The sequence below is a fragment of the Bradyrhizobium sp. URHC0002 genome (assembly GCF_054059515.1).
Window position 1 is genome coordinate 2,060,768 of sequence record NZ_JBSSCF010000001.1, and the last position, 26,019, is coordinate 2,086,786.

General features: G+C 62.1%; 31 protein-coding genes, 2 tRNA genes and 1 pseudogene. 23 read left to right on the plus strand and 11 right to left on the minus strand.

Features of this window, described 5'->3' with window-relative positions; all coding sequences use genetic code 11:
* Nucleotides 1–42 precede the first annotated feature (42 nt).
* Nucleotides 43–240, plus strand: a complete 198-nt coding sequence (locus tag ACVWVY_RS09750; RefSeq protein ID WP_456626177.1) for a ribbon-helix-helix domain-containing protein — start codon at nt 43–45, stop codon at nt 238–240.
* On the opposite strand, the gene ACVWVY_RS09755 is transcribed toward ACVWVY_RS09750, so the two are convergent.
* The gene (locus tag ACVWVY_RS09755) at nt 241–1,902 is read right to left on the minus strand and encodes a hypothetical protein (RefSeq protein WP_456626178.1); all 1,662 of its coding nucleotides are present in this window, start codon (nt 1,900–1,902) and stop codon (nt 241–243) included.
* A gap of 72 nt (nt 1,903–1,974) precedes the next feature.
* Nucleotides 1,975–2,049: transfer RNA gene (locus ACVWVY_RS09760), tRNA-Thr, on the minus strand.
* Between the two features lie 336 nt (nt 2,050–2,385).
* Here ACVWVY_RS09760 and ACVWVY_RS09765 point away from each other — a divergent pair.
* From ACVWVY_RS09765 to ACVWVY_RS09845, 17 genes and pseudogenes are all read left to right on the plus strand, one after another.
* A complete protein-coding gene (locus tag ACVWVY_RS09765; RefSeq protein ID WP_456626179.1) occupies nt 2,386–2,598 on the plus strand; it encodes a hypothetical protein in 213 nt (70 codons plus the stop codon).
* A gap of 81 nt (nt 2,599–2,679) precedes the next feature.
* The gene (locus ACVWVY_RS09770; protein WP_456626180.1) at nt 2,680–4,386 is read left to right on the plus strand and encodes an FAD-dependent oxidoreductase; all 1,707 of its coding nucleotides are present in this window, start codon (nt 2,680–2,682) and stop codon (nt 4,384–4,386) included.
* A 14-nt stretch (nt 4,387–4,400) separates the two neighbouring features.
* Nucleotides 4,401–4,709 (plus strand): UBP-type zinc finger domain-containing protein, encoded by a 309-nt coding sequence (locus ACVWVY_RS09775; RefSeq protein ID WP_456626181.1) that lies wholly within the window; start codon nt 4,401–4,403, stop codon nt 4,707–4,709.
* 31 nt (nt 4,710–4,740) lie between these two features.
* Nucleotides 4,741–5,685 (plus strand): alpha/beta fold hydrolase, encoded by a 945-nt coding sequence (locus tag ACVWVY_RS09780; protein WP_456626182.1) that lies wholly within the window; start codon nt 4,741–4,743, stop codon nt 5,683–5,685.
* A 182-nt stretch (nt 5,686–5,867) separates the two neighbouring features.
* Nucleotides 5,868–6,368: a hypothetical protein gene (locus ACVWVY_RS09785; protein ID WP_456626183.1), complete on the plus strand. Its 501-nt coding sequence runs from the start codon at nt 5,868–5,870 to the stop codon at nt 6,366–6,368.
* A gap of 92 nt (nt 6,369–6,460) precedes the next feature.
* Complete coding sequence (locus ACVWVY_RS09790) at nt 6,461–7,285, plus strand: alpha/beta fold hydrolase (RefSeq protein WP_456626184.1); 825 nt, start codon at nt 6,461–6,463, stop codon at nt 7,283–7,285.
* Between the two features lie 9 nt (nt 7,286–7,294).
* Complete coding sequence (locus ACVWVY_RS09795) at nt 7,295–7,954, plus strand: epimerase (RefSeq protein WP_456626185.1); 660 nt, start codon at nt 7,295–7,297, stop codon at nt 7,952–7,954.
* Nucleotides 7,955–8,055: 101 nt separating this feature from the next.
* A pseudogene (gene murA / locus ACVWVY_RS09800) lies at nt 8,056–9,343 on the plus strand (UDP-N-acetylglucosamine 1-carboxyvinyltransferase).
* A gap of 122 nt (nt 9,344–9,465) precedes the next feature.
* On the plus strand, nt 9,466–9,921 hold the full coding sequence (locus tag ACVWVY_RS09805) for a DUF2948 family protein (RefSeq protein ID WP_456626186.1): 456 nt from the start codon (nt 9,466–9,468) through the stop codon (nt 9,919–9,921).
* Nucleotides 9,922–10,170: 249 nt separating this feature from the next.
* Entirely contained in the window at nt 10,171–11,466 is a 1,296-nt protein-coding gene (gene hisD, locus ACVWVY_RS09810; RefSeq protein WP_456626187.1) for a histidinol dehydrogenase, read from the plus strand.
* Nucleotides 11,463–11,966: a UPF0262 family protein gene (locus ACVWVY_RS09815; RefSeq protein ID WP_456626188.1), complete on the plus strand. Its 504-nt coding sequence runs from the start codon at nt 11,463–11,465 to the stop codon at nt 11,964–11,966. Before hisD ends, ACVWVY_RS09815 begins: the two co-directional genes overlap by 4 nt.
* A 48-nt stretch (nt 11,967–12,014) precedes the next feature.
* On the plus strand, nt 12,015–12,479 hold the full coding sequence (locus tag ACVWVY_RS09820; RefSeq protein ID WP_456626189.1) for an arsenate-mycothiol transferase ArsC: 465 nt from the start codon (nt 12,015–12,017) through the stop codon (nt 12,477–12,479).
* Nucleotides 12,480–12,584: 105 nt separating this feature from the next.
* Nucleotides 12,585–13,997, plus strand: a complete 1,413-nt coding sequence (locus ACVWVY_RS09825) for an amidase (protein ID WP_456626190.1) — start codon at nt 12,585–12,587, stop codon at nt 13,995–13,997.
* A 278-nt stretch (nt 13,998–14,275) separates the two neighbouring features.
* Entirely contained in the window at nt 14,276–14,899 is a 624-nt protein-coding gene (locus ACVWVY_RS09830; protein ID WP_456626191.1) for a Maf-like protein, read from the plus strand.
* Nucleotides 14,889–15,089, plus strand: coding sequence for a DNA gyrase inhibitor YacG (yacG, locus tag ACVWVY_RS09835; protein WP_456626192.1), 201 nt, complete (start codon nt 14,889–14,891; stop codon nt 15,087–15,089). Before ACVWVY_RS09830 ends, yacG begins: the two co-directional genes overlap by 11 nt.
* A gap of 155 nt (nt 15,090–15,244) precedes the next feature.
* Nucleotides 15,245–16,228: a Bug family tripartite tricarboxylate transporter substrate binding protein gene (locus ACVWVY_RS09840; RefSeq protein ID WP_456626193.1), complete on the plus strand. Its 984-nt coding sequence runs from the start codon at nt 15,245–15,247 to the stop codon at nt 16,226–16,228.
* Between the two features lie 250 nt (nt 16,229–16,478).
* Nucleotides 16,479–16,554, plus strand: a tRNA-Phe gene (locus ACVWVY_RS09845).
* A gap of 150 nt (nt 16,555–16,704) precedes the next feature.
* Here ACVWVY_RS09845 and ACVWVY_RS09850 read toward each other — a convergent pair.
* Both ACVWVY_RS09850 and ACVWVY_RS09855 read right to left on the minus strand, forming a co-directional pair.
* Nucleotides 16,705–17,496, minus strand: a complete 792-nt coding sequence (locus ACVWVY_RS09850) for a hypothetical protein (RefSeq protein WP_456626194.1) — start codon at nt 17,494–17,496, stop codon at nt 16,705–16,707.
* Nucleotides 17,486–18,052, minus strand: coding sequence for a hypothetical protein (locus ACVWVY_RS09855; protein WP_456626195.1), 567 nt, complete (start codon nt 18,050–18,052; stop codon nt 17,486–17,488). The genes ACVWVY_RS09850 and ACVWVY_RS09855 overlap by 11 nt, the downstream gene beginning before the upstream one ends.
* Before the next feature lie 224 nt (nt 18,053–18,276).
* On the opposite strand from ACVWVY_RS09855, the gene ACVWVY_RS09860 reads away from it, so the two are divergent.
* Together ACVWVY_RS09860 and ACVWVY_RS09865 are read left to right on the plus strand one after the other, a co-directional pair.
* Nucleotides 18,277–18,711, plus strand: a complete 435-nt coding sequence (locus tag ACVWVY_RS09860) for a hypothetical protein (protein ID WP_456626196.1) — start codon at nt 18,277–18,279, stop codon at nt 18,709–18,711.
* A gap of 378 nt (nt 18,712–19,089) precedes the next feature.
* Nucleotides 19,090–19,746 (plus strand): FABP family protein, encoded by a 657-nt coding sequence (locus tag ACVWVY_RS09865; RefSeq protein ID WP_456626197.1) that lies wholly within the window; start codon nt 19,090–19,092, stop codon nt 19,744–19,746.
* Between the two features lie 14 nt (nt 19,747–19,760).
* Here ACVWVY_RS09865 and ACVWVY_RS09870 read toward each other — a convergent pair whose 3' ends face one another.
* From ACVWVY_RS09870 to ACVWVY_RS09890, 5 genes are all read right to left on the minus strand, one after another.
* The gene (locus ACVWVY_RS09870; protein ID WP_456626198.1) at nt 19,761–20,192 is read right to left on the minus strand and encodes a hypothetical protein; all 432 of its coding nucleotides are present in this window, start codon (nt 20,190–20,192) and stop codon (nt 19,761–19,763) included.
* Between the two features lie 947 nt (nt 20,193–21,139).
* Nucleotides 21,140–21,400, minus strand: coding sequence for a hypothetical protein (locus ACVWVY_RS09875; RefSeq protein ID WP_456626199.1), 261 nt, complete (start codon nt 21,398–21,400; stop codon nt 21,140–21,142).
* A gap of 120 nt (nt 21,401–21,520) precedes the next feature.
* On the minus strand, nt 21,521–21,781 hold the full coding sequence (locus ACVWVY_RS09880; RefSeq protein ID WP_456626200.1) for a hypothetical protein: 261 nt from the start codon (nt 21,779–21,781) through the stop codon (nt 21,521–21,523).
* Nucleotides 21,782–22,011: 230 nt separating this feature from the next.
* Nucleotides 22,012–22,302, minus strand: coding sequence for a hypothetical protein (locus ACVWVY_RS09885; RefSeq protein ID WP_456626201.1), 291 nt, complete (start codon nt 22,300–22,302; stop codon nt 22,012–22,014).
* Between the two features lie 129 nt (nt 22,303–22,431).
* On the minus strand, nt 22,432–23,031 hold the full coding sequence (locus ACVWVY_RS09890; RefSeq protein WP_456626202.1) for a TetR/AcrR family transcriptional regulator: 600 nt from the start codon (nt 23,029–23,031) through the stop codon (nt 22,432–22,434).
* A 196-nt stretch (nt 23,032–23,227) separates the two neighbouring features.
* Between ACVWVY_RS09890 and ACVWVY_RS09895 the strand changes: the two genes are divergently transcribed.
* From ACVWVY_RS09895 to ACVWVY_RS09905, 3 genes are all read left to right on the plus strand, one after another.
* Nucleotides 23,228–23,608 carry a tautomerase family protein gene (locus ACVWVY_RS09895; protein ID WP_456626203.1) on the plus strand — a complete coding sequence of 127 codons (381 nt, stop codon included), beginning with the start codon at nt 23,228–23,230 and terminating at the stop codon, nt 23,606–23,608.
* A gap of 101 nt (nt 23,609–23,709) precedes the next feature.
* Entirely contained in the window at nt 23,710–23,898 is a 189-nt protein-coding gene (locus ACVWVY_RS09900) for a hypothetical protein (protein ID WP_456626204.1), read from the plus strand.
* A gap of 315 nt (nt 23,899–24,213) precedes the next feature.
* Nucleotides 24,214–24,504, plus strand: a complete 291-nt coding sequence (locus ACVWVY_RS09905) for a hypothetical protein (protein WP_456626205.1) — start codon at nt 24,214–24,216, stop codon at nt 24,502–24,504.
* 95 nt (nt 24,505–24,599) lie between these two features.
* Here ACVWVY_RS09905 and ACVWVY_RS09910 read toward each other — a convergent pair whose 3' ends face one another.
* Nucleotides 24,600–24,845 (minus strand): PilZ domain-containing protein, encoded by a 246-nt coding sequence (locus tag ACVWVY_RS09910; protein ID WP_456632160.1) that lies wholly within the window; start codon nt 24,843–24,845, stop codon nt 24,600–24,602.
* Between the two features lie 120 nt (nt 24,846–24,965).
* Nucleotides 24,966–25,988, minus strand: coding sequence for an aldo/keto reductase (locus ACVWVY_RS09915; protein ID WP_456626206.1), 1,023 nt, complete (start codon nt 25,986–25,988; stop codon nt 24,966–24,968).
* Nucleotides 25,989–26,019: the final 31 nt, after the last annotated feature.

Here is a 26,019-nt window from a genome sequence, read left to right on the forward strand (position 1 = left end):
CTTGGCAATCCAGCCGGGGGCGTTTTTCTCAGAGAGAAGACAATGAAAAGCAACCGCCGCCCCTACAACCCTGAACCGGAAACCCCATTCATAGGATTCAAACTTCCGCTTCAACAGCTAACTGAACTCGATGCCGCGCGGCTCAAACTCGGCCAGGGTCGCAGTCAGTTCATGCGCGATGCTCTCAGATCCTATTTGTACGCCTGCCGGCTCGATACGTCCGGCACGTTGCAGGACTAACTAGGTGGAACGGTTTGATCGGCTGGCGCGCACTCCAACCCGGGGAATAGCGGCAATCACGCGGGCCATGGCCGTCACCGACACGTCGCCGTAATCATCGCCGCTCGTTCGTGCCGCGTGACCTTGGATGGCATCTACGACCCGATGATCCAGCCCAAGGTTTCGGCTGATCGTTTTGAGGCGATGCCGCCAGCCGTGGTTCGGCGCGACCCGAGGATCAGTGACGACTGCCCTAACATGATCGACAACGCGCTTGTAAGAACCCGGCGCGAACAACGGGCCATCGTCGGCGTCCTCGACGAAACGCAGGAAGCCTAGGTCAATCAGGTGCCGATGCACTGGCACCAGCCGGAAGTTTCCGGACTTGATGGACCCGGCCAGCGGATTCAAATCGAAAACGTGATGCCCAGACTCCTTGCGGACATCTTCCTTCCGAAGCTGTAGCGCCTCAGCGATCCGGCAGCCGCTGTACGCCGCGATGATCGGTCCCCATTTCTTGGCCGCCGCAGTCCGGGCGTCCTCTTTCGGCTTCCGCACGTATCCAATGCAGGCCTTGAATATCGCCGTGGCCTCCGCATCGGTGAAGCCTTTCCCCCTAGTCCTCTTTTTCTTTTCCGCCTTGACCTTGATGGCATCGGCCGGGTTCTTGGTCAGCTTCCGATTATCGACGGCCCATCCGAGCACCGATCTTATCCCAGGCAGATCGCCATCCTTGAAGGACTTGACGGTCACCACCTTGAGCCGGGCTTCCTTGAAGCCAATCATATCCTCCTCGGTCACGCGGCCAGCATCGTCATGACCAAGGTGCTTGACCAACCGGGCTATTGCGCCCGCGTAAACGTCGTGAGTCTTTTTCGATCGGCCGATGGCTTTTGCTTCCGTCCACCACGCATGAAACAGGCTAGTGATTGTCTGCTTGGGCTTGAGCGCTGTGACGGTTTCGATTGGAGGGAAGCGAAGCGCCTTTGGATCAGGCGAATAGTCGCCCTCGGCAGCGCGGCGTAGCGCCCATCCAGCATCCAAGCTGGCGACCCCGACAAGTTGCAGGAACCGGCGACGGTCACTCTGAGCAAGGTGGATGCGCTGTCGGATCAGAGTCCAGTCCGCGATCAACCCGAACCTCCCTTCGAGTCCGTCATGCTGATCGGCTGGCAGCGCGTCGATCGCCGCTGTCAAATCGCCAGTACCGAACAACTCTATCGCGGCGTCCGTTTCGTTCGGCATCAGCGCGGCCGGTGGCGGATTTTCTATGCGACCTTGAAGCGCTGCCCGGCTCAGCGCCTTGTGGAATGACCATGGTCCCGGCTCACCGGGGTTATCGCTGTGGATTTCCTGATAGATCCTGTAGGCCTCGCCCGACAACGCGACCAGCGCCCGGTGCGAGAGAGTGACCGGTTCGGCTTCCGTCAGTTCAAAGAGCCGGCGAAGATGATCCAGTGCGTTTGCCTGCCGCGACTCTGCAATGAGCCGGTCATCCGTTTCCAGGCTGAACGAAACATCACTCCCGATCCTCACCGTCTTGATGAAGGGCCGTTCGTTACCAAGGCTGAGCAGGATATGCCGGCCGCGTAGCTGAGCAACGACCTTGGCAGGGACGCGGACGCGGAATTGGGGGACGCTGGATCTGGCGCGTATGGACATTGAGAAGTTCAAGGAAACCATGGTCTGTGTGGCACTCTTGTGTGGCACTCAGGACCGAATTTCCAATAAAATCAATGCATCCAATGGGATAAATGGTGCTGCCAGACAGGATTGAACTGTCGACCTCTCCATTACCAATGGAGTGCTCTACCACTGAGCTACGGCAGCATGCCCGGTATTGAGGGAATCGGCCCAAATGGCCGCCCACTAGGCGGGCGGTTCTTGCCACAAGGGCCACTCTGGCGCAAGCACGCGGGCAGGTTGGAAAGGGCTCAAAATCGTCAAAAATCGGCGCTGATGATCGCGAGGCGCGACAATTCGGCAACTTTGGGCCGCACTCCGGTTCCCAATCTCGCCCCCAAGCCGCCGAATCGCGACTTGCACTGCTTAAGGCAGGCGGTTTGGGCGGCGGCCGATGTGCCGGGCGCATGAATGCAGTATGGATGATCGAAACCTACCATTCTTTCCGGCGACGGCATCCCCTGGCGTCGCTTCGATCAAGGCATGTTCGGCGGACTGACGATGAAGGACAATCAAGATAGGCCTGCGGGAAAGAGCAACGCGGATGTGAAGGATTCGCGACGGGACCGGCTGAAGCTGGCGCTGCGCGAAAATCTCAAGCGGCGAAAGTCGCAGGCCCGGGGCCGCAGCGATGCCGATGCACCTTCCGAAAACGCCGACGCCTCCCTAGATGACGCCAGCAGAGAAAAGCCTTAGCCAGTAGCGTAGAGAAATCTTGCTCGCCGGGCGGCATGGCTCGCTCTCTGCACGGTTCTGTTTCTTTTTTAGGCGGTTAAAATGAGTGCAGACATCACGGCCGGTCCGGCGACCGGCGCGACTTTCACCGCGTTTCCCCGTCACGAGCAGACGTTCCCGACGCTGACCCATCACGAAATCGAGCGCATGCGCCGGTTCGGGGAGTTGCGAAGCTACAAGGACGGCGAAGCCCTGTTCGAGACCGGCAAGGTAGGTCCCGGCATGTTCGTGGTGCTGTCGGGCCATGTCGCGATCACCCAGCGCGACGGCCTCGGCCATGTCACGCCGATCATCGACCAGGGCCCGGGACAATTTCTCGCCGAGATCGGCCAGCTTTCCAGCCGCGTCGCACTGGTCGACGGCCATGCCGAGGGCGAGGTTGAAACGCTGCTGATTCCGCCGGATCAATTGCGCGCGCTTTTGGTCGCGGAAGCCGAACTGGGCGAGCGCATCATGCGCGCGCTGATCCTGCGCCGGGTCAACCTGATCCAGGGCGGCGTCGGTGGCCCGGTGCTGATCGGGCCGCCCTCCCTCGGCGACACGGCGCGGCTGCAGAATTTCCTGGCGCGCAACGGCCAGCCGCACCACGTGCTCGATCCAGCAGCCGACAAGGACGCCGCCGATCTTGTCGCGCGCTATTCGGCCTCGCGCGCCGATCTGCCGCTGGTGGTGTGCCCTGACGGTACCGTGCTGCGCAATCCGTCGGAGACCTCGCTGGCGCTGGCGGTGGGCATGATCACCAATCATGCGCATGAGAAACTCTATGACGTCGCGGTGGTTGGAAGCGGTCCCGCCGGTCTCGCCACCGCGGTCTATGCCGCGTCCGAAGGGTTGTCGGTGGCGGTGTTCGACGCGCGCGCGTTCGGCGGGCAGGCCGGCGCCAGCGCGCGCATCGAAAACTATCTGGGTTTTCCGACCGGCATCTCTGGGCAGGCGCTCGCGGGGCGCGCCTACAATCAGGCGCAGAAATTCGGCGCCGAGATGCTGATTCCGGTTTCGGTCCAGTCGCTCGATTGCTCGCAGCGCGACGGCGCGTTCGCGCTGGCCACCGAATGCGGGCAGTCGTTGCGCGCCAAATCCATCGTGGTGGCGAGCGGGGCGCGCTACCGGCGGCCGGAGATCGAAAATCTCGACGCCTTCGAAGGCCGCGGCGTCTGGTACTGGGCCTCGCCGATCGAGGGCAAGCTGTGCGTGGGCCAGGACGTCGTATTGGTCGGTGGTGGCAATTCCGCAGGGCAAGCCGCGGTGTTTCTGTCGGGCCACGCGCGCAAACTCTACATGATCATCCGCGGCGGCGGGCTGGGGGCCAGCATGTCGCGCTATCTGATCGAGCGCATCGAAGCGGCGCCCAATATCGAACTGATATTCAACGCCGAGGTGATTGCGGTCGAAGGCAGCGGGGATGGATCGCTCGAACGCGTGCGCTGGAGGAGCCGGCTGGCGCCCGAGCAGCACAGTTTCGATGTCCGAAACCTGTTTCTGTTCGTCGGCGCCGACCCGGCGACCCAATGGCTGGACGGCTGCGGCGTGACGCTCGACCGGGCGGGCTTCGTGGTGACGGGGGCGCAGTCCGAGCAGAATCTCGGCCGCCCGGTGCCGCCGCTGGAAACTTCAGTGCCCGGCGTGTTCGCGGTCGGCGACGTGCGCTCTGGCTCCGTCAAGCGCGTCGGCGGCGCAATCGGCGAGGGTGCACAGGTGGTGGCGGCGCTGCACGGCTTTCTCGGCGATGCCGCGAAACCGTCGCTCTGAAAAAGGATGTCAGGATGTCCAAAGGCTGCAGCCATATCGCCGGCATTCAAACGGTGACGCCGAGCGCGCTCGGCTGCGAGGAGTGCCTGAAAAGCGGAAGCGAGTGGCTGCATCTGCGGATCTGCCGCACCTGCGGCCATGTCGGCTGCTGCGACGATTCGCCGAACAAGCATGCGACGGCGCATTTCCATGCCACCGGCCACCCCGTGATCGAAGGCTACGATCCGCCGGAAGGCTGGGGCTGGTGCTATGTCGACGAAGTGCTGTTCGATCTGTCGACGCGAAAAACGCCACACAACGGGCCGATACCGCGCTACTACTGATTCCTCTTCAACGAAGAATGAGGAATCTCACATGCAATGCGTACCGAGAACGCTGCGCGCCATCGCTTCTATCACGTGGATGGCATTATCGGTCGCATTGATCTCTTCGAGCGGTTCGTTCGCACAGTCACCTCATGGCAAATCTGCGCCCCAGAGCAAATTTGCCGACGTCAACGGCGTCAAGCTGCACTATCTGGTCGCCGGCAAGGGTGATCCCGTGGTGTTGCTGCATGGCTTTGCCGAAACCAGCCATATGTGGCGGCCGCTGATCGCACAGCTCTCCGACAAGCACACCGTGATCGCGCCTGATCTCCGCGGTTTTGGCCAGTCGTCGACGCCGGAAGGCGGATATACCAAGAAGGCGATGGCGCAAGACATCCACGCATTGGTGAAAGGCCTCAAATACGACCGCATCCGGCTGGTCGGCCACGATATCGGCCTGATGGTCGCCTACGCCTACGCGGCGCAGTACCCGAGCGAAGTCGATCGGATCGTGCTGATGGAAGCCTTCCTGCCGGGTGTTGGCGAATGGAATAACGTCTTCCTGCTGCGCGATCTCTGGCACTTCCACTTCTTCGGCAAGACGCCGCTTGCGCTGGTCACCGGCCGCGAGCGCGTTTATCTCGAACATTTCTGGAACGATTTCGCCGCCGATGCCACGAAATCCGTCTCCGAGGCCGACCGCCAATTCTATGCCAAGGAGTATGCCAGGCCGGGCCACATGAAGGCCGGGATGGAGGTTTTCCGCGCCTTTCCGCAGGACGCCGTCGAGTTTGCGGACCTTGCGAAGACCAAGCTGTCGATGCCGATGCTGGTGCTATCAGGCGAGAAAGCCGGCGGTCCGTTCCTGATCGAGCAAGGCAAGATGGTCGCGTCCAACGTCGAAGGCGTGCTGGTGCAGGGCCGGGGACATTGGCTGATGGAAGAGGCGCCCGACCAGGTGATTCCCAAGCTGGTTGAATTTCTTAATCGTTAGAACTCGAGCGAAGCACTGCCGTCATTTGTGACGGCAGTGCAAATATTTCGGGCATCATACAACTTTCGTTGATGTGTCTTCATTCACGCACATGCCTGCATTGCCGTCGCCGCACGCGATGCGTGTGGAAATTTTCCGTGACGCGGCGTAACCTTTAGAAGGTTTCCAACGAGGGGGGCGTCATGATTTTGGGTATGAGTTTGGCCACATTTGTTCTCGTACATGTCATCATCAGTTTGATCGCCATCGTCGCGGGTCTGGTCGTGATGTTTGGAATGCTCGGCTCGAACCGTCAGCCCGGCCTCACCGCGATCTTCCTGCTGTTCACGATTTTGACCAGCGCCACCGGCTTTCTGATTCCACCCCTGCTGTCCGAGAAGCTGTTGCCGTCGCACATGATCGGCATTCTGTCGCTGGTGCTGCTGGCGATCGCCTGCATCGCGCTCTATGTCATGAAGCTGTCCGGGCCGTGGCGCTGGATCTATGTGCTGACGGCGCTGCTGTCGCTTTACTTCAACGTGTTCGTGCTGGTCATCCAGAGCTTCCTGAAGGTGCCGGCGCTGACGGCGCTGGCGCCGGGCAACCCGCCCTCGGGGCCGGTATTCGGGGTGGCCCAGGGCATCGTGCTGGTATTTTTCGTCGTCATGATCATCGGCGTATGGCGGCGCTTCCGCCCCGCGTGACCGAACTCTACGGAATGTCACCTGCCGTTCGGCGAACGCCAGTTCGCCGAACCGCGTGCCGTTGACCGCAATCGAGCAAGAGGAGAATTCCCATGCCCGCCATCACCACCAAAGACGGCGTCGAGATCTTCTACAAGGATTGGGGCAAGGGTCAGCCCATCGTGTTCAGCCATGGCTGGCCGCTGTCATCAGACGACTGGGACACGCAGATGCTGTTCTTCCTGAACAACGGTTTCCGGGTCATCGCGCATGACCGCCGCGGCCATGGCCGCTCCAGCCAGGTGGCCGACGGCCATGACATGGATCATTACGCGGACGATCTCGCGGCCGTCACCGCGCATCTCGACCTGAAGAACGCTGTTCACGTCGGCCATTCCACTGGCGGCGGCGAGGTGGTGCATTATATCGCCCGCCACGGCGAGAGCCGGGTGGCGAAGGCGGCGATCCTGAGCGCCGTGCCGCCGCTGATGGTGCAGACGGCGGCCAATCCCGGCGGGCTTCCCAAGGAAGTCTTTGACGGACTCCAGGCGCAGCTCGCGGCCAGCCGCACGCAGTTCTATCGCGACCTCCCGGCGGGTCCGTTCTATGGCTACAACCGGCCGGGCGCCAAGCCCTCGGAGGCCGTCATCACGAACTGGTGGCGTCAGGGCATGATGGGCAGCGCCAAGGCGCATTACGATGGCATCGTCGCCTTCTCGCAGACCGATTTCACCGAGGACCTCAAGAAGATCACCGTGCCGGTGCTGGTGATGCATGGCGATGACGATCAAATCGTGCCGTATGCCGATTCCGCGCCGTTGTCGGCGAAGCTGCTCAAGAACGGCACGCTGAAGACCTACAAGGGTTTTCCGCACGGCATGCCGACCACGGAAGCGGCCACGATCAACGCCGATCTGCTCGCGTTCATCAAGGGATGAGCAGCTGACATGAAAGTCATCCTTTTCGGCGCCACCGGCATGGTCGGGCAGGGTGTCCTGCGCGAATGCTTCATCGATGCCAGTGTCACGGAAGTACTGGCGGTCGGGCGCAGCCCGACCGGGGTGCAGCACGCCAGGCTGCGTGAAGTCCTGCACGATAATTTCACGGATTTCTCCAAGATCGAATCCCAACTTGCCGGATTTGACGCCTGCTTCTTCTGCCTCGGCGTCTCCTCGATCGGCATGGACCCGGAGCGCTACCGGCACCAGACCTACGACGTCACCATGGCGGCGGCAAAAACGCTGGCGCGGCTCAACCCCGGCATGGTGTTTACCTACGTCACCGGCAAAGGCACTGATTCAACCGAGCAGGGCTCGCTGCGTTGGGCGCGGGTCAAGGGCAAGACCGAGAACGATCTCTTGAAGCTGCCGTTCAAGGCGGCGTACATGTTCCGGCCGTCCGGCATCCAGCCGCTGCACGGCGTCAGGTCGAAGACCGCCTGGGTGAACGCGGTCTATGCTGTCACCGCGCCGCTGCTGTCCTGGATGGTGCGAGCTACGCCGAACCACATGACGACGAGCGAGCAACTCGGCCGCGCCATGATCAAGGTGGCGCGCGATGGTTATCCGAAGCCGATACTGGAGAGCGCGGATATCAACGCTATTTAGGCGCGCCCCGGAATGACGGCGCACCCCATCAAATAGCCGCAAATATCACCGCCTTTGCTGTGAACGTGCGCGCATGATTTGTGCATGGCAAGGGGGGTGGCATGGACCGCATTCGTATCGTCGGCGGCAGCAAGCTCAATGGCACCATCGCCATCTCGGGCGCGAAATGCCGCGCTTCCCCTGATGATCGCGGCGCTGCTGACCGAGGAAACGCTCGTCCTCGACAACGTGCCGCGGCTTGCCGACGTCGCGCAGTTGCAGCGCATCCTCGGCAACCATGGCGTCGACATCATGTCCGCGGGCAAGCGGCCGGGCGACCGCGCCTATCAGGGCCAGACCCTGCATATTTCGGCAGCCAACATTATCGACACCACGGCCCCTTATGATCTGGTGTCGCGGATGCGCGCCAGCTTCTGGGTGATCGCGCCGCTTTTGGCGCGGATGCACGAGGCCAAAGTCTCGCTGCCGGGCGGCTGCGCCATCGGCACGCGGCCGGTCGATCTCCTGATCATGGCGCTGGAAAAGCTCGGCGCCGAGCTGACCATCGACGGCGGCTATGTGGTGGCGAAGGCGCCCGGCGGCCTGCGCGGCGCGGCAATCGATTTCCCCAAGGTGACGGTGAGCGGCACCCATGTAGCCCTGATGGCGGCAACGCTGGCGAAGGGCACGACCATCATCACCAACGCCGCCTGCGAACCCGAGATCGCCGACGTCGCCGATTGCCTGAACAAGATGGGCGCGCGCATCACCGGTGCCGGCACGGCGCGGATCGTGATCGAGGGTGTCGAGAAACTGCACGGCGCGCGGCATACCGTATTGCCGGATCGGATCGAGACCGGAACCTATGCGATGGCGGTCGCCATGACCGGCGGCGACGTGCAACTTTCCGGCGCCCGTCCCGAATTGCTGCAGTCGGCGCTCGACGTCCTGACGGAGGCCGGCGCCGTTATCTCCGTCAACAATGACGGCATCCGGGTGGCCAGGAACGGCGCCGGGCTCCGCCCGGTGACGGTGTCGACCGCGCCGTTCCCGGGCTTTCCGACCGACCTGCAGGCGCAATTGATGGCGCTGATGGCCTGCGCCGGCGGTTCCTCGCAGATCACCGAAACTATTTTTGAGAACCGTTTCATGCATGTCCAGGAACTGGCGCGGTTCGGTGCGCGTATATCCCTGGACGGCGAAACCGCGACCATCGACGGCACCGCCACGCTGCGCGGCGCGCCTGTCATGGCGACGGATCTGCGCGCCTCGGTGTCGCTGGTCATCGCGGGGCTTGCCGCCGAGGGTGAAACCATGGTCAATCGTATCTATCACCTGGATCGCGGTTTCGAACGGCTTGAGGAAAAACTCTCAGGCTGCGGCGCGTCGATCCAGCGCATCAGCGATTGAAGGCATGATCCGGAAAAGTGGGAACCGGTTTTCCGACAAGATCATGCCCCCACACACAGAGATGAGATCATGATGCGATTTTGTTAAATCGCATCATGATCTCAGGGATAACCGAGGACCTCATGCCGGCGCCCGATCCGCTCAAATTGATTGCGCTCGACGCCGATGATCTCGCCGTCATATCGGCCCATGTGCAGGACGCCCGCGTCCAGGCGTCCGACATCGTCTGGCGGCAGGACGAAAAGCGCCTGGTGGTCGGCATGTTCAGGCTGGACTGGGAGCAGACGCTGTCGGGCGGAACCGAGCCGCGCCGTTCGATCGCGGCGCTGCGCTTCGACCGCGTTTTGGCCTGCAAGTCGCGCAACATCGATCTGGCGCAGCCGAGTGCGGTGCTGGAACTCATCGGGATCGAATTCCATCCCGGCGAGGCCCCGGGCGGCAGCGCGCTGTTGCTGTTCAGCCATGGCGAGGCGCTGCGGCTGGACGTCGAATGCCTGGAATGCGAGCTGACCGACCTCGGTACCGACGACCTCGGCACCAGCGACCTCGCGATGGCCCCGCTGGGGCCGGAGGGGTGAATCCGGTGCCGCGCCGGGCGTAACCCGTCAATCCCTCATGGTGAGGAGGCGCCTTTGGCGCCGTCTCGAACCATGTAGGCCCCAACTGGTGCCATTCATCCTTCGAGACGCCGCTCCCGCGGCTCCTCAGGATGAGGTCTGGCAGGGAGACCGCCGGGTGGGGGCCGGTTTCCGGGGCGGCAAGGGTTGACGGCCCTTGGCCGCCGCGCCATTGAGCAGGGGCCTTTCGCTGTCTCTCAGAAAGCCACCATGCCCGTTCGCCTGGATACCAGCAGCGCCGATTTTGGCCCGTTATTCAAGCAATTCCTCGCTGCCAAGCGCGAGGTTTCGGCCGATGTCGAGCGCGCCACCCGCGCCATCGTCGATGACGTGGCCGCGCGCGGCGACGCCGCCCTGCTCGAGGCGACCAGGAAATTCGACCGGCTCGACACGGACGCCCCCGGCCTGCGCGTGACCGCGGCCGAGCTCGACGCGGCGGTCGGGGCTTGCGACACCGCCACGCTCGATGCCCTGAAATTCGCCCGTGACCGGATCGAGGCGTTTCACAAGAGGCAATTGCCGAAGGACGAGCGCTTCACCGACGCGCTCGGCGTCGAGCTCGGCTGGCGCTGGAGCGCGGTCGATGCGGTCGGCCTCTACGTGCCCGGCGGCACCGCCGCCTATCCGTCCTCGGTGCTGATGAATGCGGTGCCGGCCCGGGTAGCCGGCGTGCCGCGGGTCGTCATGGTGGTGCCGTCGCCCGACGGCAAGCTCAATCCGCTGGTGCTGGCGGCCGCACGGCTTGGCGGCGTGTCAGAGATCTACCGCGTCGGCGGCGCGCAGGCGGTGGCGGCGCTGGCCTACGGCACGGCGACGATCGCGCCGGTCGCGAAAATCGTCGGGCCCGGCAATGCCTATGTCGCCGCCGCCAAGCGGCAGGTGTTCGGCAAGGTCGGCATCGACATGATTGCAGGTCCCTCGGAGGTGCTCGTCATCGCCGACGACACCGGCAACGCCGGCTGGATCGCGGCCGATCTTTTGGCGCAGGCCGAGCACGATGCGAGCGCGCAGTCGATCCTGATCACCGACAGCGCAGGCCTCGCCGCCGACGTCGCGCGCGCAGTGGAATCGCAGCTCGCCACGCTGCCCCGCGCCGATATCGCGCGGGCTTCGTGGAACGATTTCGGCGCCATCATCATGGTCGGCCACCTCGACCAGGCGGTGGAGCTGGCGAATGCGATCGCCGCCGAACATCTGGAAATCATGACCGCGGATCCGGAAGGCTTGTCGGCAAAAGTCCGCAATGCCGGCGCGATCTTCCTCGGCCCCCATACGCCGGAAGCGATCGGCGATTACGTCGGTGGCTCCAATCACGTGCTGCCGACGGCGCGTTCGGCGCGGTTTTCGTCGGGGCTCGGCGTGCTAGACTTCATGAAGCGCACCTCGATTCTCAAATGCGGGCCGGACCAGTTGCGCGCGCTGGGACCTGCCGCGATGACCCTGGGCAAGGCCGAGGGTCTGGACGCCCATTCACGCTCGGTCGGATTGCGCCTCAATTTGCCATGAACAAACCGCCACCAGACGATGACCAGCACAACCGCATCGTCGCGGTGACACTCGACGAGGAATCGATCGGGCGTTCCGGGCCCGATATCGAGCACGAGCGGGCTATTGCGATCTACGATCTGATCGAGCAGAACCTGTTCGCGCCGGAAGGGGCGGGCGAGGGCCCGTTCACGCTGCATCTCGCGATAACAGGCAACCGGCTGATGTTCGACATCCGTCGCGAGGACGGCGCGCCGGTCGTGGCGCATCTCTTATCGCTGACGCCGTTCCGGCGGATCGTGAAGGACTATTTCATGATCTGCGACAGCTACTACCAGGCGATCCGCACAGCCACCACGGACAAGATCGAGGCGATCGACATGGGCCGCCGCGGCATCCATGACGAAGGCTCGCGCACGCTGCAGGAACGACTGAAGGGCAAGGTGCGAATCGATTTCGAAACTTCCCGCCGCCTGTTCACGCTGATCTGTGTCCTGCACTGGAAGGGGCAGGACGCATGACGGTGAAGCGCAGCGAGGTCTCGCTCCAAACAAGAGAAGCCTGATCGCATGGATGCGCCCCGCGCGCGCAATCCGCAGGCCGTGCTGTTCGCATGCGGCCTGAATAGCGTGCGTTCGCCGATGGCGGAGAGCTTGTTGCGGCAAATGTTCCCGAAGGCGCTCTACGTGAAATCCGCCGGCGCCAAGAAGGGCGAGCTTGATCCGTTCGCGGTCGCCGTGATGGCCGAACTCGGCCAGGATATTTCCGGCCATAAGCCCATGACGTTCGAGGAGCTGGAGGACTGGGAAGGGCTCAATTTCGATCTCATCATCACGCTGTCGCCGGAAGCCCATCACAAGGCATTGGAGCTGACGCGCACCATGGCCGCCGATGTCGAATACTGGCCGACACCTGATCCGACTGGCATGGAAGGCAACCGCGAGCAGAAGCTTTCCGCCTATCGCGAGGTCTGCGACGGGCTGTCGATGCGCATCCGCCGCCGCTTTGCAAAGGCGGGCGCGGCGAGCGGGTGAGCGCTGGTCATACCGTCGACATCGGGCAGGTGCGATACTACATTCGCCCGACGGGTGGGGGCGCCTGCGCACAACTTCGTTGCGCATTTCATGTTGGAGTAAGCGATGAGCGAGATCTGGCAACTTCCGGCCACTGAGCTGGCGCAGCGCATTGCGCGCAGGCAACTGAGTTCGGTTGAAGTGGTGGATGCCCATCTGGCGCGCATCGATGCGGTGAACCCGGCGCTGAATGCTGTCGTGCGCGTGCTGGCCGACGAGGCCCGCGCGGCCGCCGTCAAGGCCGATCAGAAGCTGGCCGCCGGCGAAACAATTGGCCCGCTGCACGGCGTGCCTTTCACGGTGAAGGAAAACATCGACATGGCTGGCCTGCCCACCACCTGGGGCGTGCCCGCGCTCGCCAAGGCGGTGGCGCCGGTAGATGCGCCGGTCGTCGAACGCATGCGCGCCGCCGGCGCCATCCCGATCGCCCGCACCAATCTGCCTGACATGGCGCTGCGCGTGCACACCGACAGTTCGCTTCACGGCCTGACGCGAAATCCCTGGCATGCCGGCCGCACCGCGGGCGGCTCGAGCGGCGGCGAGGCCTCCGCGCTGGCCAGCGGCATGAGCCCGATCGGCCTTGGCAACGACATCGGCGGCTCGCTGCGAAACCCCGCGAATGCTTGTGGCATCGCTTCCATCCGTCCATCCGCCGGCCGCGTGCCCGATGCGGGATATGTGCCGGCCGAAGACCGCTTGCTGGCGGTGCAGTTGATGAACGTGCAGGGGCCGATGGCCCGCCGCGTGGCGGATGTGCGCCTCGGCCTGCGTGTCCTGATGGGCGCGCACCAGCGCGACCCCTGGTCGATCGATGCCCCGTTCGAGGGACTGACACTGGCGCGGCCAATTCGCGTTGCCGTATTGCCCGAGCCGCCCGGCGGCGGCACCGATCCAAAGGTGGCGGCTGTGGTGCGGCGTGCCGCACAGGCGCTCACTGATGCCGGCTATGTCGTGGAAGAAGCCTGCCCGCCACGCTACGCCGACGCGATCGGCTGCTGGCGCCGCCTGATCATGGGTGATTTCGGCTCGGTGCTGGCGTTGTTGTCCCCGATGATGGGCCCTGATGCGATGGTCTTCCTGAACAACTTCAATGAGGACATCCCGCCTCTGGCCGACGCGGCGGCATGGTCGCATTTGATGGCCGAACGCGACGGCATCGGGCGCGCATGGTCGACCTTCATGGCCGACCGGCCGTTGCTGCTGTCGCCGACCTGGACGCAATTGCCGTTCGAGCATGGTTTCGATTCGGCGACGCCGGCCGGAGCGGCCGCGACCAAGGAATTGATGCGCCCGGTGGTTCCGGCCAATCTGCTCGGGCTGCCTTCGGCCTGCGTGCCGGCCGGGCGTGACGAGGCGACGGGGTTGCCGATCGGCGTGCTGATCACCGGGCAGCGGTTGCGCGAGGATTTGTGCCTTGAAGCGGCCGAGGCCATCGAGGCCCGCCTGGGCGTGGCCACGCCGATCGAACCGGTGCGCTGAATGTCGCTGGGGGGTGAACAGGTCGCCGTCGCCGCGAACGCGGGGGCCCATACGCTGCGGCCGTGCGATTTGAAGCAGCGCCAGTCGCCCTTGTCATTTCCCTGACAAAAGCCTGTGGTTATGGGTCCCTGCGCCCCGTGCGCAATTGCGCACTAGGCAGGGACGACGAAAGATTCGTAATGACAACAACCACTTGTTCCCCGGTTGTGGAATGGAGTGCCTTCCGATAGGTTCCGCGCGCGCCCCCTTCCGAATCCTTTTTCCGCGACACATCCCGCATGCTTGGCCGTCCCAAACTCGTTCTTGCTTCCGGTTCGCCACGACGGCTCAGCCTGCTCAATCAGGCCGGCATCGAGCCCGACGCGCTGCGCCCGGCTGATGTCGACGAAACGCCGAAGCGGGGCGAGCTGCCGCGCGCCTGCGCCAACCGGCTGGCCCGCGCCAAGGCCGACGCGGCGCTGAAATCCGTCCAGCTCGATGACGAACTGCGTGGCGCCTTCATCCTCGCGGCCGATACGGTGGTCGCGGTCGGCCGCCGCATTCTCCCCAAGGCCAACCTGGTGGATGAAGCCGCGCAGTGCCTGCGGCTGCTCTCGGGGCGCAACCACCGCGTCTACACCGCCATTTGCCTGGTGACGCCGAAGGAGGCGTTCCGCCAGCGCCTGATCGAAACCCGCGTCCGCTTCAAGCGCTTAAGCGAGGACGACATCCAGGCCTATATCGGTTCCGGCGAATGGCGCGGCAAAGCCGGCGGCTACGCCGTGCAGGGCATCGCCGGATCGTTCGTGGTCAAGATGGTCGGCTCCTACTCCAATGTCGTCGGCCTGCCGCTCTACGAATCGACCACGCTGATGGGCGGCGAGGGCTTTCCGGTCCGGTTCGGCTGGCTCAATGCCAGCTAAGAGCCCCGAGGATGAGGGCTCCGGCGGCACCAGGCCGCCATCAAAACCCTGCCCGGAATGCGGCAAGCCGGCGAGCCCGGCCACCGCGCCGTTCTGTTCCCCGCGCTGCCGCGACGTCGACCTGAACCGCTGGCTATCCGGCAGCTACGTCATCCCCGGCCGCGAGACGGACCCGGAAGACGCCGAATAGGGCGTGCTCAGGAAAAGCGCGGCGACTTGTTCACCCTTCAGGGAGGGTAAAGGACGCGCTTCTACGTACATTGATTTTACCGGCCCCTGTCCCCACACTCCGGACAACACGACGACCCGAGCCAATCGGGCGATCATATGTGGAGGAGTGGCCCCATGTTGAATCGCCGTCGTTTCGTCGGTCTCACGGCCGCTGCCATCGCCGCGCCGTCCATTCTTGTCTCGCGCGCGCTCGGCGCAAACTGGCCGACCAGAATGGTGCGCATCGTGGTGCCGTTCCCGCCGGGCGGCTCGACCGACATCACCGCGCGCCTGGTCGGCAACCGCCTGCAGGAGGTGTGGGGCCAGACGGTGGTGATCGAGAACAAGCCCGGCGCCGGCGGCAACATCGCCTCCGAAATGGTCGCGCATTCCGATCCCGACGGTTACACCATCTTCATCGTCGGGCCGGGGCTGGCCACCAACCAGTTCCTGTATCCGTCGTTGAGCTACGACCCGATCGGCGACTTCGCGCCGGTGACGCTGCTGATCACCCAGCCCAACGTGATGTGCGTGCCGAATTCGAAACCGGCGAAATCGGTCAGGGAGTTCATCGCCTATTGCAACGACAACAGGGGCAAGGTGACCTATGCCTCGTCCGGCAACGGCACCACGCTGCATCTGAGCGGCGAGCTGTTCAAGCGGATGGCCAATGTGGAGATGACGCACATCCCCTATCGCGGCGGCGCGCTGGCGATCAACGATTTGCTCCCCGGCCGCGTCGACGTCTCCTTCGACAACATGCCCTCGATCATCGGCCACGTGAGGGCAGGTGCGGTGCGCGCGCTCGCGGTGACGACCAAGGAGCGTGTCCCGGTCGTGCCGGATCTGCCGACGATCGCGGAAGCCGGCGTGCCCGGCTTCGATGTCTCGAGCTGGTTCGGCTTCTTCGTGCCGGTGAGGACGCCAGAGGAGATCATTGCCAAGCTCAACGCCGACACCAACGCCGCGCTGGCGCACGCATCCGTCAAGCCGCGCTTCGACGACCTCGGCGCCACCCCGCGCGGCACCACGCCGGGCCAGCTCGCCGCCTTCCTGAAATCGGAAATCGACAAATGGGGCCCGGTGATCCGGGACGCCAGAATCAAGGTGGAGAACTGAGCGTCTTCACCCCCACCCGCAAAGCCGGGGAGGGAGCGCAGTCCCTTCGGGATCGCCATTCGGCCCGATCCCCATTGCGCCTGCCCCGACCCCGGGAACATCCATCTCAACGCGAAATAACGTTTATTCCCAGTAGTTTGTGGATAGCACCGAAGCCGGGCCCGCCACGCCGAAGCCGAAGGCGAAGGCGGGTGGACACAGCCGCCCTGCCTGACTATAAACCGGCGCTCCCTGCTCCGCGCCGGGACATGCCCAGGTAGCTCAGTTGGTAGAGCATGCGACTGAAAATCGCAGTGTCGGTGGTTCGATCCCGCCCCTGGGCACCATGACTTCTAACCACCAAATGTCGGTGGTTCGATTCCAGTCTCGGGCGTGATGTTTTGTTGACGGCGGGGCAGTAAGCGATGTGGGAAACAGCTTCTCTCGTGCAAGGGAGAGCTTGCTGGTCTAGCCTCGCCGTGGGAAATCATTGACGACTAGCCATTTTTCCAACCTGCTCGTGGCGCGATAATCTTTTCCTCCACGAATGCGCTGCCCTTCGGTGAAATATGGGCACGTTGACCTACTTTATCAAATTCAATCTTTCGTGCCTTGTGCAACGGTGTGAGCACTTTACTTCGATATACGCTCGGGTTGCTGTATTCGATTGATTTCAATAGGTCCGTTTCCGAGACCCACGCAAGAGCCTGGTGCAGCAAGAGGAGTGTTTGCTCCGCCGCGCTCATCTTGTCATCCAGCACGCGCTTCGCAATTCCGGCTGACCAGATTAGTGGTGTCTTGCGTTCGACAAGGCCATCAACCGCAGCCTGGGCTTCCGTTGTCTTCACGTTGTGAAAGACGCGGACCAATTCTGCCAAGATCCAGCTCGTTGTCGAGTAGACAGCGGTGGCATCCATGAAGTTCGGATCAACGTCACCTCCAACGTGCCCGACACCTCTATTGTTTCGGATGTCATACAGCGCCGGAAGCATTCTTGGGATAAGAATACGGAGACTATGGTCGCCCGGCTTGCCGGAGTTCGTCAGTCGCTCGATGTCGCGGCAATTGTCGCGCATATTCGGTGGCTTCGAGGGAATTGCAGCATACGTGCCAGTCACGAAACCGTGGCAAATCCAATAGGCGCACTCGCAGAACTTTCCGCCGTTAAGCTCGGATGGCTCCCAGCGATGCTCAGCAAAATTCGATGCAATCTCACGGTACGTTTCGAACAACGGATCGCGCAGTCCGGCGGGAATCGCAGCTAGCAACTTGTTGGGATCAAGGCTCACCCGTCGTCATCTCTTTAATAAGATCCGCGCCAGCCTTCATGCCCGGACCTGTCAGCGACCAGCCGCCGTCCTTCGAACCGCTCAGCACGTTGCCTGGCTTACCCATGTAGGTCGCGTGGTTGGTTGGGCCGTAGCAACCCATTCTCTCGCAAGATTCTCTGCCGGATTTATCGTCGAGCTTGGGTTCGCCTGTCTTGATGAACTCGCGGATGCCAGTAAGCAAGTACGCGTTGATCGTCTGCTGCTTCTGGTTCTTGCCCGGCGCGCTATCGACTATGATGTCCACCGTCTCGCCGTCGATGTGAAATACTTGGTTGAGCTGCTCAGCAGTGACCTTGTTGCGCGTCATCCACGTTCGCGTCTTAGCGTTGAAGTCGCCTTCAACGACGTCTTCGTCGCTATTTGGGTTGCTTTTCTCACCCTTCTCATTTGCAACCGACGTGTCGTCGCCCAACATCGTGAGCGCAGCCTTGATTGCCTTCTTTCGTTCACCGGGTTCTGCTGGCTCAAGTAGATCGTAGAGTCCAGTCACCAGCGCTTTCAAATCCGTACTCATTAAGACCATCCATGAATCGGAAAATGCTTGCAACTATAGGGTTTCCAACTTCCTGCAACAACCCTCGCTAATAGTACTCCAGCGGGCCGCACCGTTATTCTGGACCCACTCTCGTGATTCTAGAAATAATATTTCAAACAAAATCTTCTTAGGCTGCGAAGGTGTCCAAAATTCGGCTCATTCTGGGTCAATATTCCCCTCATAAACAGCTTAGGGAGATTGCGATGAAAGTGACTGCCCGTGGTTGGAGTAGGAATATGGGCGCGTGGATACTCGCGGAGTACGACCTCAAGGAGTACATCCCGAGCTCTGATCCTAACCAATATCTCAGATATGAAGGCTCGGCCGTTTTTAAGCTGCACGACGGTATTGGCATTCACTGGCACAAGAAATTGAAGCTGACGGGCGACTACCGGATCGAAGTGAATTTCACAAAAGAGGACGTCGCGGAGCTCTTTCAAAACGCAATCGGGCGCGAACTGACACCGGAGATTATCGAAAAGTACGACTTCATCATCGCGCCGGAGTTGAAGAAGAAGATGCTTGGGGAGATCAAGCTGGCGGATCTGACGATCGGCGACCTCGCAAGCATCGCAGTTGCGCCTGAAAAGAAAGAGGAAGCTCCGCCGGCACCAAAGCCGTTCATACGGCGCATTTGATCGACCCAAGAAGCATGCCATCTATGGTGCTTCACCGCAGTCGACGAATTTGCGGGTACCAATCTGGGTAGGACATTCACCAGACCGGGCTTTATTCAATGATTTTACTGGCGCGAAATTTCGCCCCTGCGCGCCGTCAACTCACTCGCTGCAATTCGCTGCCGTTTCTTAGTTCAATGAAGGCCTCCACGGTACACCATCGCGCTTTTTAGAAAGCTCGCGGGGATCGGTATCAACCAAAGCTTCCGGGCTACTTGCTACCCAACTCTTGAGGACGCCCAACTCAAACAGAACGCCGCACAAGTCGCATGATTGAGGTGACTCCCCGCTGTCAGTCAGCATAGGATTGCCGATACCGCGATCACGCGAGGTTTTCGTATGCTGCCCATACCCGCCGACATCTTCACCGAGCCCGACAACGTATCCCCCGACGGCCTGGCTAATCTCGGACCCCTGCGTCATCTGGCGGGTGTTTGGCAGGCGGACAAGGGCGTGGATGTCAACCCTAAAGCCCAGGGCCCGGAGCGTCGGATTTTTCGAGAGCATATCCGGATGGACCCGATCGATCCGCAGGCTAATGGACCGCAGCTCTTTTATGGTTTGCGTTATCACATCCACATCAACACCCCTGAGGAAGACATCACCTTCCACGATCAGGTCGGCTATTGGCTTTGGGAGCCGGCAACCGGCTTGATCATGCAAAGCGTGACAATTCCGCGAGGCCAGGTTTTGCTCGCAGCGGGCCACGCGAAGCCGGGTGACAAGCGGATATCCGTCACGGCGAAGCGTGGCGATACGCGCTACGGAATCTGCTCAACGGATTTCCTGGAAGAGGCTTTCCGCACGGAGAGTTATCGATGCGACATCACCTTCAACGACGACGGAAGCTGGACCTATGTCCTTGAAACCGAGCTTCTGGTGAAGGGAAGAGACCTCCCGTTCAATCATCACGACACCAACACCTTGAAGCTTGTTGGGGCGGCGACACCGAATCCGTTAGCTGTCATCCTGAAAGATCGCGCAGAGAAGAAATAGGATTAGCAGGCGGCCTAGCGAAACCGCAGCGCCCGTTCGACATTTTTGCGAAAGCCGGCGCGGTCGGTGCCACGACGGTCGAGCGTGTTCGAAAGTCCGATCAGGCCGCTGCCAGCCGACGAGGGATCAAAACCAAACGGCCTGATTGCAATACAAGCCGCCCTTTCACTCTCGGCGAAGGCCAGCATTTGAGAGGCCAAATCGCGCAGAATGCGTTGTGCCTCGCGCGCATTTTTCAAGTCTGTATCGTATTGCCGTATCTGCTCGGATGTAACGCAGGTCTCGCGAGGTTGTGGTGCTGCGACGTTCGCCAGAAACGGCAATTGATGGCGCACGGACCGTCTTAGATCGACGAAATTTCGAATCGGCCGACCAATGAGTTCGAGCGCAAACCACCCAAATGCGCCGGTCGTGGCGACCGAAATCAAGATCACATACCACTGCATTCGCTGACCGCATCTGCTCTGTTGGCGTACGATCCAAGCATACTGGAAATGGTCCCTCCCAAACAGGCAAGCGCAGCCTTAAGCGATATCCGGGCTTTGGTTGGGGCCCATTCCCGCATGTCGCTTCGCTCATGCGGGCTACCTGCTGTTTTATCGTCGCCGACGTGGTTTGGGTTGCGGAGGGTCTGTTCCGGTAATGGCCCGATACCACGCGGCGTCTGATTGCGCGAGCGCTCTGTCAGCGGCAAGATTTGATTGCGCACGGTAGTACTGACTTAGGGCGAGGTAGCAATCGGTGCGTGCCGGTCCGCGAGGTATCGCCTCGCAACTCGGTTGCGCGTCCGCAACGGCAGGCGAGGCCACCAGCAAGACTGCGAGGAGACTTGCGGTCCAGGGTCTCATACCGCCTCCAAGCGCGCCCGCACGGGCAAGCCATCGGATTCAGTAATAACTATACCGGCGCATGTTCGCGTTGATCATGCATTTGATCACTTGGCGGTCGCAGCGCCAACATTTGTCCAGGCGTCCCCAGTCGCTTATCCCCGCTAGCCTGTCGGTACACCTGCCCAAGCAATTCGCGGCTCTGTCTTCACATCGCCAATGCTGTGCTTCGGAAGGTGAGTTGAGGAGCACTCCGGTGCCTATGAGCGCAATCGCGAAAAAAAGGTGCCGTGTCATGATCGGACCTCCTGATAAAGGCGCGGGCCGTTCTAATCCTAACCTCTCGCCAGGGCTAAATCCAGCAGGCGTAGCCCGGATGAGCGAGGCGATATCCGGGTTTTGGTTGGTGCCGCTTCCCGCATGTCGCGTCCGCCTACGCTCGTTGAGCTACGGCGGACAAGTCGCTCATACGGGCTACTTGCTGTCAGAACGTCGCGAAAACGGGTCGCATGTTTGTCGAATGTTAAATCAATGAATATGTGAACTGTCACCGTAACTGGACAGGCTCACTTGCCGTCGTTGCAACCGTCAAACCAATTGGTGCAGTAGTTCCTGCCGTACTTTACCCACCCGTTGCCGTTGGCGTTGCAGGTGGCTTTGCACTTGTCGCCCAAGCCGCACATAGTGCACTGCATGGTGCAGCGAGCGCACATGACGCCGGTCGGCATGCGTCGCACCCCTGAGCTATTCGATTGTGCGAACGATGGCAGTGAGGTTGCAATAATGATCGCGAAAGTCGCCAACAGGCTGAAAATGAATTTCGCCATGGTGTCTCCCGAGGTTTTTAGTCGCTTGCAGCCAACGCTATTGCGGGCACCTTGCCGAGCAAGGGCTCGTCCCGGACAAATCGCTATCCGCAGAGGCAGTGCGGCGATCGCATCCGTGCGCTACTTGCACTCGTCAATCGGGTAATGTTGGCCACCGCCGGCACCCCGGCTCACGCCGATGAAAGCCTTCGTGCCGCCCTTGCACCGGCTGATGCAGGCCGGCACTTCGGCCTTGCATGCAGCGATGTAGCCGGCCGCCTCGTTGCCTTGCCCGCGTGCCCACGCCTGGCAAGTCTGTCCCTGCGCGGTGCAGGAAACCGCGAACGAGGTGGACGTGGCGGCAACGATCATGAACGCCGCCAGAATCAACGATTTTTTCACAGCTGGGCCCCCCCTGAGTGGTCGTCACATCCGTTGAGCTATCGCAACGTTCGACAGGCGCCCAACGAAACAGCAATCAAAAATCAAAATCTCGTAGTCACCCTTCAACAGGGCCCTGGAACTATATGGGGGCCCATACGAAAAGCAATGGCATGGTCCCTTTCGATCGGTTGAGGCATGCTCCATGGCCGCCCACATCCTTCGGTCGTCGCACGATCTGCGCGGCGGACTTAAAACCCGAACACGCTGACGATCGCCCCGAAGATCGCCGCGATGACAGCCAGCACACCGAAGATCACGGTAGCCACCGCATCGAGCAGCATATCGACCAGATCCGACAGGGAGCTGGCGGCAACGATCACGACGCAGCAACCGGCGCCGATCAATAGCGACGTGACCATGCTGAACACCATGATCCACAGCACGGTAAACACCAGCCCGCTCAGGAGGACCGCCACGGCGACGCGGCGGGCAGGGCTGTTGTTCGATGCTGGCCGGACGGCTGGCTGTGGCGAATTCATGACGGGCAATTCCCTAAGCGATGATGCGGATTTTGTCGTCGCGGGAGCGGAAAGGGTTCGAGCCGAACCTTCGCAATGCTCCGTGACGTCTGCTTGCAGGGAGGATGAAAGGAACAAGCGCGGCTTTGCCTAGCGGCTTTCCTTGCCGAGGATGAGATCGACCGTGTGAGCGGCAATCTTCCGAAGCTGGGCCTCATCACCGAAGGCGCGTTCGAGCACGGCCAATCCGCGGGTCACGGTGACGATGTGCAATGCAGCGCTCTCGGGGTCTGCCTTGAACTCGCCTCGCGCAGCACCCTCTGACAAAGCTTCCTGAACCAGACCAGCGATGCGCGCCACCAGATCCGCGAAGGTTTTGCGCGCGTTTTCGTCCAGCCCTTCGCCTTCGACCGACGTCAGCTCCATCAGTCCCCGCGTGGTCGGACATCCCCGGGGCGGCGAGCCGGAACGAAAATTCTTGATTGTCAGTTCGAAAAACGCCGTGAGGCGCTCTCGCAACGTGCCCGCGCCGAGCGCCTTTTGAAGGGAGCTCACATAGTCGCTCGCATAGCGCTCGTAGGCGCAGAGAAACAGCGCTTCCTTGCTGCCAAAGGCATTGTAGAGACTGCCGCGCTGGACGCCCGCGTCACGCGCGATGTCCGAGAGCGACGTGCCCCGCACGCCCTTGCGCCAGAATTGATCGAACGCGATGCGCAGGACGTCGTCGTTGTCAAACTCTCGCGGCCTCACGTTTCCCTCCTGGGTGCGACATGTCCAACGCCGCCTAGCGCCGGCCAAAAAGTATTTGACATGGCGTCAAGAATGGCAGATATCAATTTCGACAACGTGTCAAAAACTATTGATAGCCCAATTCGTCAACGGGGTGAACCACCCGTGCAGGCGCCGCCATGGCGTCCGCCTCACCGGTTTCAGACAAGGATCCGCGATGCCGCTCATTCGCATCTCACTGCGCGCCGGAAAGCCGGAAGCCTACCGGCAGGCGATCTTCGACAGCCTTTACCGCGCGATGCGCGACACGCTCAGCGTGCCCGAAGACGACCAGTTCATGACCATCACCGAGCATGACGCTGCGAACTTCCGCTACAGCGCGTCCTGCTATGGAGTCAGCCGGAGCGAAGATGTCGTGTACATCCAGATCACCGTGTTCGACACCCGCACCGCCGAACAGAAGAAAGCGCTGTTCCGGCGCACCGCGGAACTGCTCGGCGAAAACCCCGGTATCCGGCCGGAGAACGTGTTCGTGAACGTTCTCGAATCCGCGAAAGAGAACTGGTCCGTCGGTCACGGCCTCGCGCAATTCGCATGACGCGATCGGCGTGAACTTCCGCCCCAGGGATCGCAGTGGTGTATGCTGGTGCGCGCACTTGCCGGCAATCACGCATCTGGTTCCGGGCCAGGAGGTGTTCGATGACGGAATGGTATTTTGTCTGGGTCGAAGGTCTGCGCGGGCCCGTGCCGCAGAAATGGTCGTCGGACGGGCTCTGGGGGCAGGTCGGCCGTCAGGACGTCATTGTCCGTTTCACGCTTGATGATGCGGAGGCGCATCTGCCGCTCGACGAATTGGCGAGGCGGCATCCGATTCCCGACGGGAGATAGCAGGCCGCGCCGTTGCCTGGCGTGTTCCGCAGGGTTCCGCGCGGCAGATTCGAGCATGGCTTTCTGCGGAACATTGCGAACTTAACTTCGTTGCCGGCTTGAACGGGCGCAAAGAGACACCACTGTCCCGTGTTCAATTCGCGGCGCTCGCGGATTGAAGGCGAACTTGCGAACCAGCGCGCTGTGCTGGTGGGACGAGCGATCAGGATCCGACAACCTTGATGTCTTTCGTATCCCTCGCAGGAAGCAGCCGCGTGCGGCTTTAACCACCCACGCGGCCCTCAACCAACCCAGAAGCCATGTAAGGAGTCGTGCATGAAATTGAACTCGGCACAGGTGGAACGCGCGCTGATGCAATTCGAGGCCCAGGCGCTTCCCGACGATCATCCGGTGGTCCCGCAACTCGCCAGCATGTTTGGCGATCACACGTTCTTCATCGACAGCGGCGGGCTCAATGTCCTGGAGCCGACCGGGGCCTCCAAGCCGGAAGCGCCCGTCGGCATGATCGTAAACCTGGCCTATTGGAGCGATGAGACGCTGACGAAACTGTCGCCGCACGAGCCCGAGCCCACCGGCGTTATCGTCAGCCTCGAATCCAAACACTGACGCTTTGGGCTCGCGGGAGCGATCATTCGCGGCGGGGCCGGTCACGATGAGGCCGGATCCGCTGCGATCTATAGTCCACCTGTGGGGCGGCGGCGTCAGGTTTCGAAATGAACCCCGATCCGCTTTTCTGTTCGCCAGACGACGCGGCACGGCACATGGAGGTCATCGGCTTCGATCACCAGCGTGAAGCGTTCGGGAATGCCGACAGGGGAGGTCACCTCGAGCGCAGCGCCGGTTTCGGAAAGATTGCGGACCGTGCAGTCGAAGGCAGCGCCGCCGCCAAACGAAATCCTGCCCGCCTTCAAGAACCGCCGCCGTGGTGCTATTCGGTGCTCGTCCACCACCTGGATCTCCGCCTGAACAGGGAGGTTTTCGGCCCGCGAGGTTACTATCCTGTTACTGTAACGTACCAGATCCAGCTCAACGCTAAGTGGTAAATTGCCGCAGGGCCGCCCGTCAGCTCATCGGGTCTGGCCGTCCGTCCGTGCCCGCCGCCCTTCGATGGGATAGGCCGGGTCGTTGAACCCCGGCGTCGAGGGATGGCCGCTCACCACCAGCCGGTCGATCAGCGCCTCGTCCTCCGCCGTGAAGCGATAGTCGAGCGCCTTCAGGTAATCGTCCCATTGTTGCTCGGTGCGGGGACCTGCGATCACCGCCGAGACGAACGACGAATTCAGCACCCATGACACCGCGAACTGCCCGGCGGTGATGCCGCGGGCCTCGGCGTGCTGCTTGATCTCCTGCGCGAGCTGCAGCGATTCCGGCCGCCATTCGGTCTGCATCATGCGCTTGTCGGCGCGGCCGGCGCGTGTCTCCTTGTCGGGCGCCGCATCCGGCTTGTACTTGCCGGTCAGCACGCCGCGCGCCAACGGGCTATAGGGCACGATGCCGAGGCCGTAATAGCCGCAGGCCGGGAAGTGCTCGACCTCGGGCATGCGGTTCATGGCGTTGTAATAGGGCTGGCTGACGATCGGGCGGTCGATGCCGTTGTTGTCGCAGATGTTGCAGATCTCGGCGACGCGCCAGGCGCGGTAGTTCGAAACGCCGAAATAGCGGATCTTGCCCTGGCGCATCAGGTCGCCGATCGCGCGCACCGTCTCCTCCAGCGGCGTCGCGTGGTCCTCCTTGTGCAGATAGTAGATGTCGATGTGATCGGTGCCGAGCCGCTTCAGGCTCTCGTCGGCGGCCTGCAGCACCCAGCGCCGCGACAGCCCGCCGCGATTGGGATCGTCGCCGATCTGGTTGGCGAGCTTGGTGGCGAGAATCCAGTTGTGTCGGTTGTTCGAGATGGCGCGGCCGACCACCTGCTCGGACTGCCCGCCATTATAGGCGTCCGCAGAGTCGATGAAGTTGATGCCGGCCTCGCGCGCCCTTGCGACGATGCGCGCCGACGTCGCCTCGTCGGTAGGCCCGCCGAACATCATGGTGCCCAGGCAGATCGGCGAAATCTTCAGGCCGCTGCGGCCGAGGTTACGGTATTGCATCGGGTGGGTCCTCGCAATGACGGCCGCAATG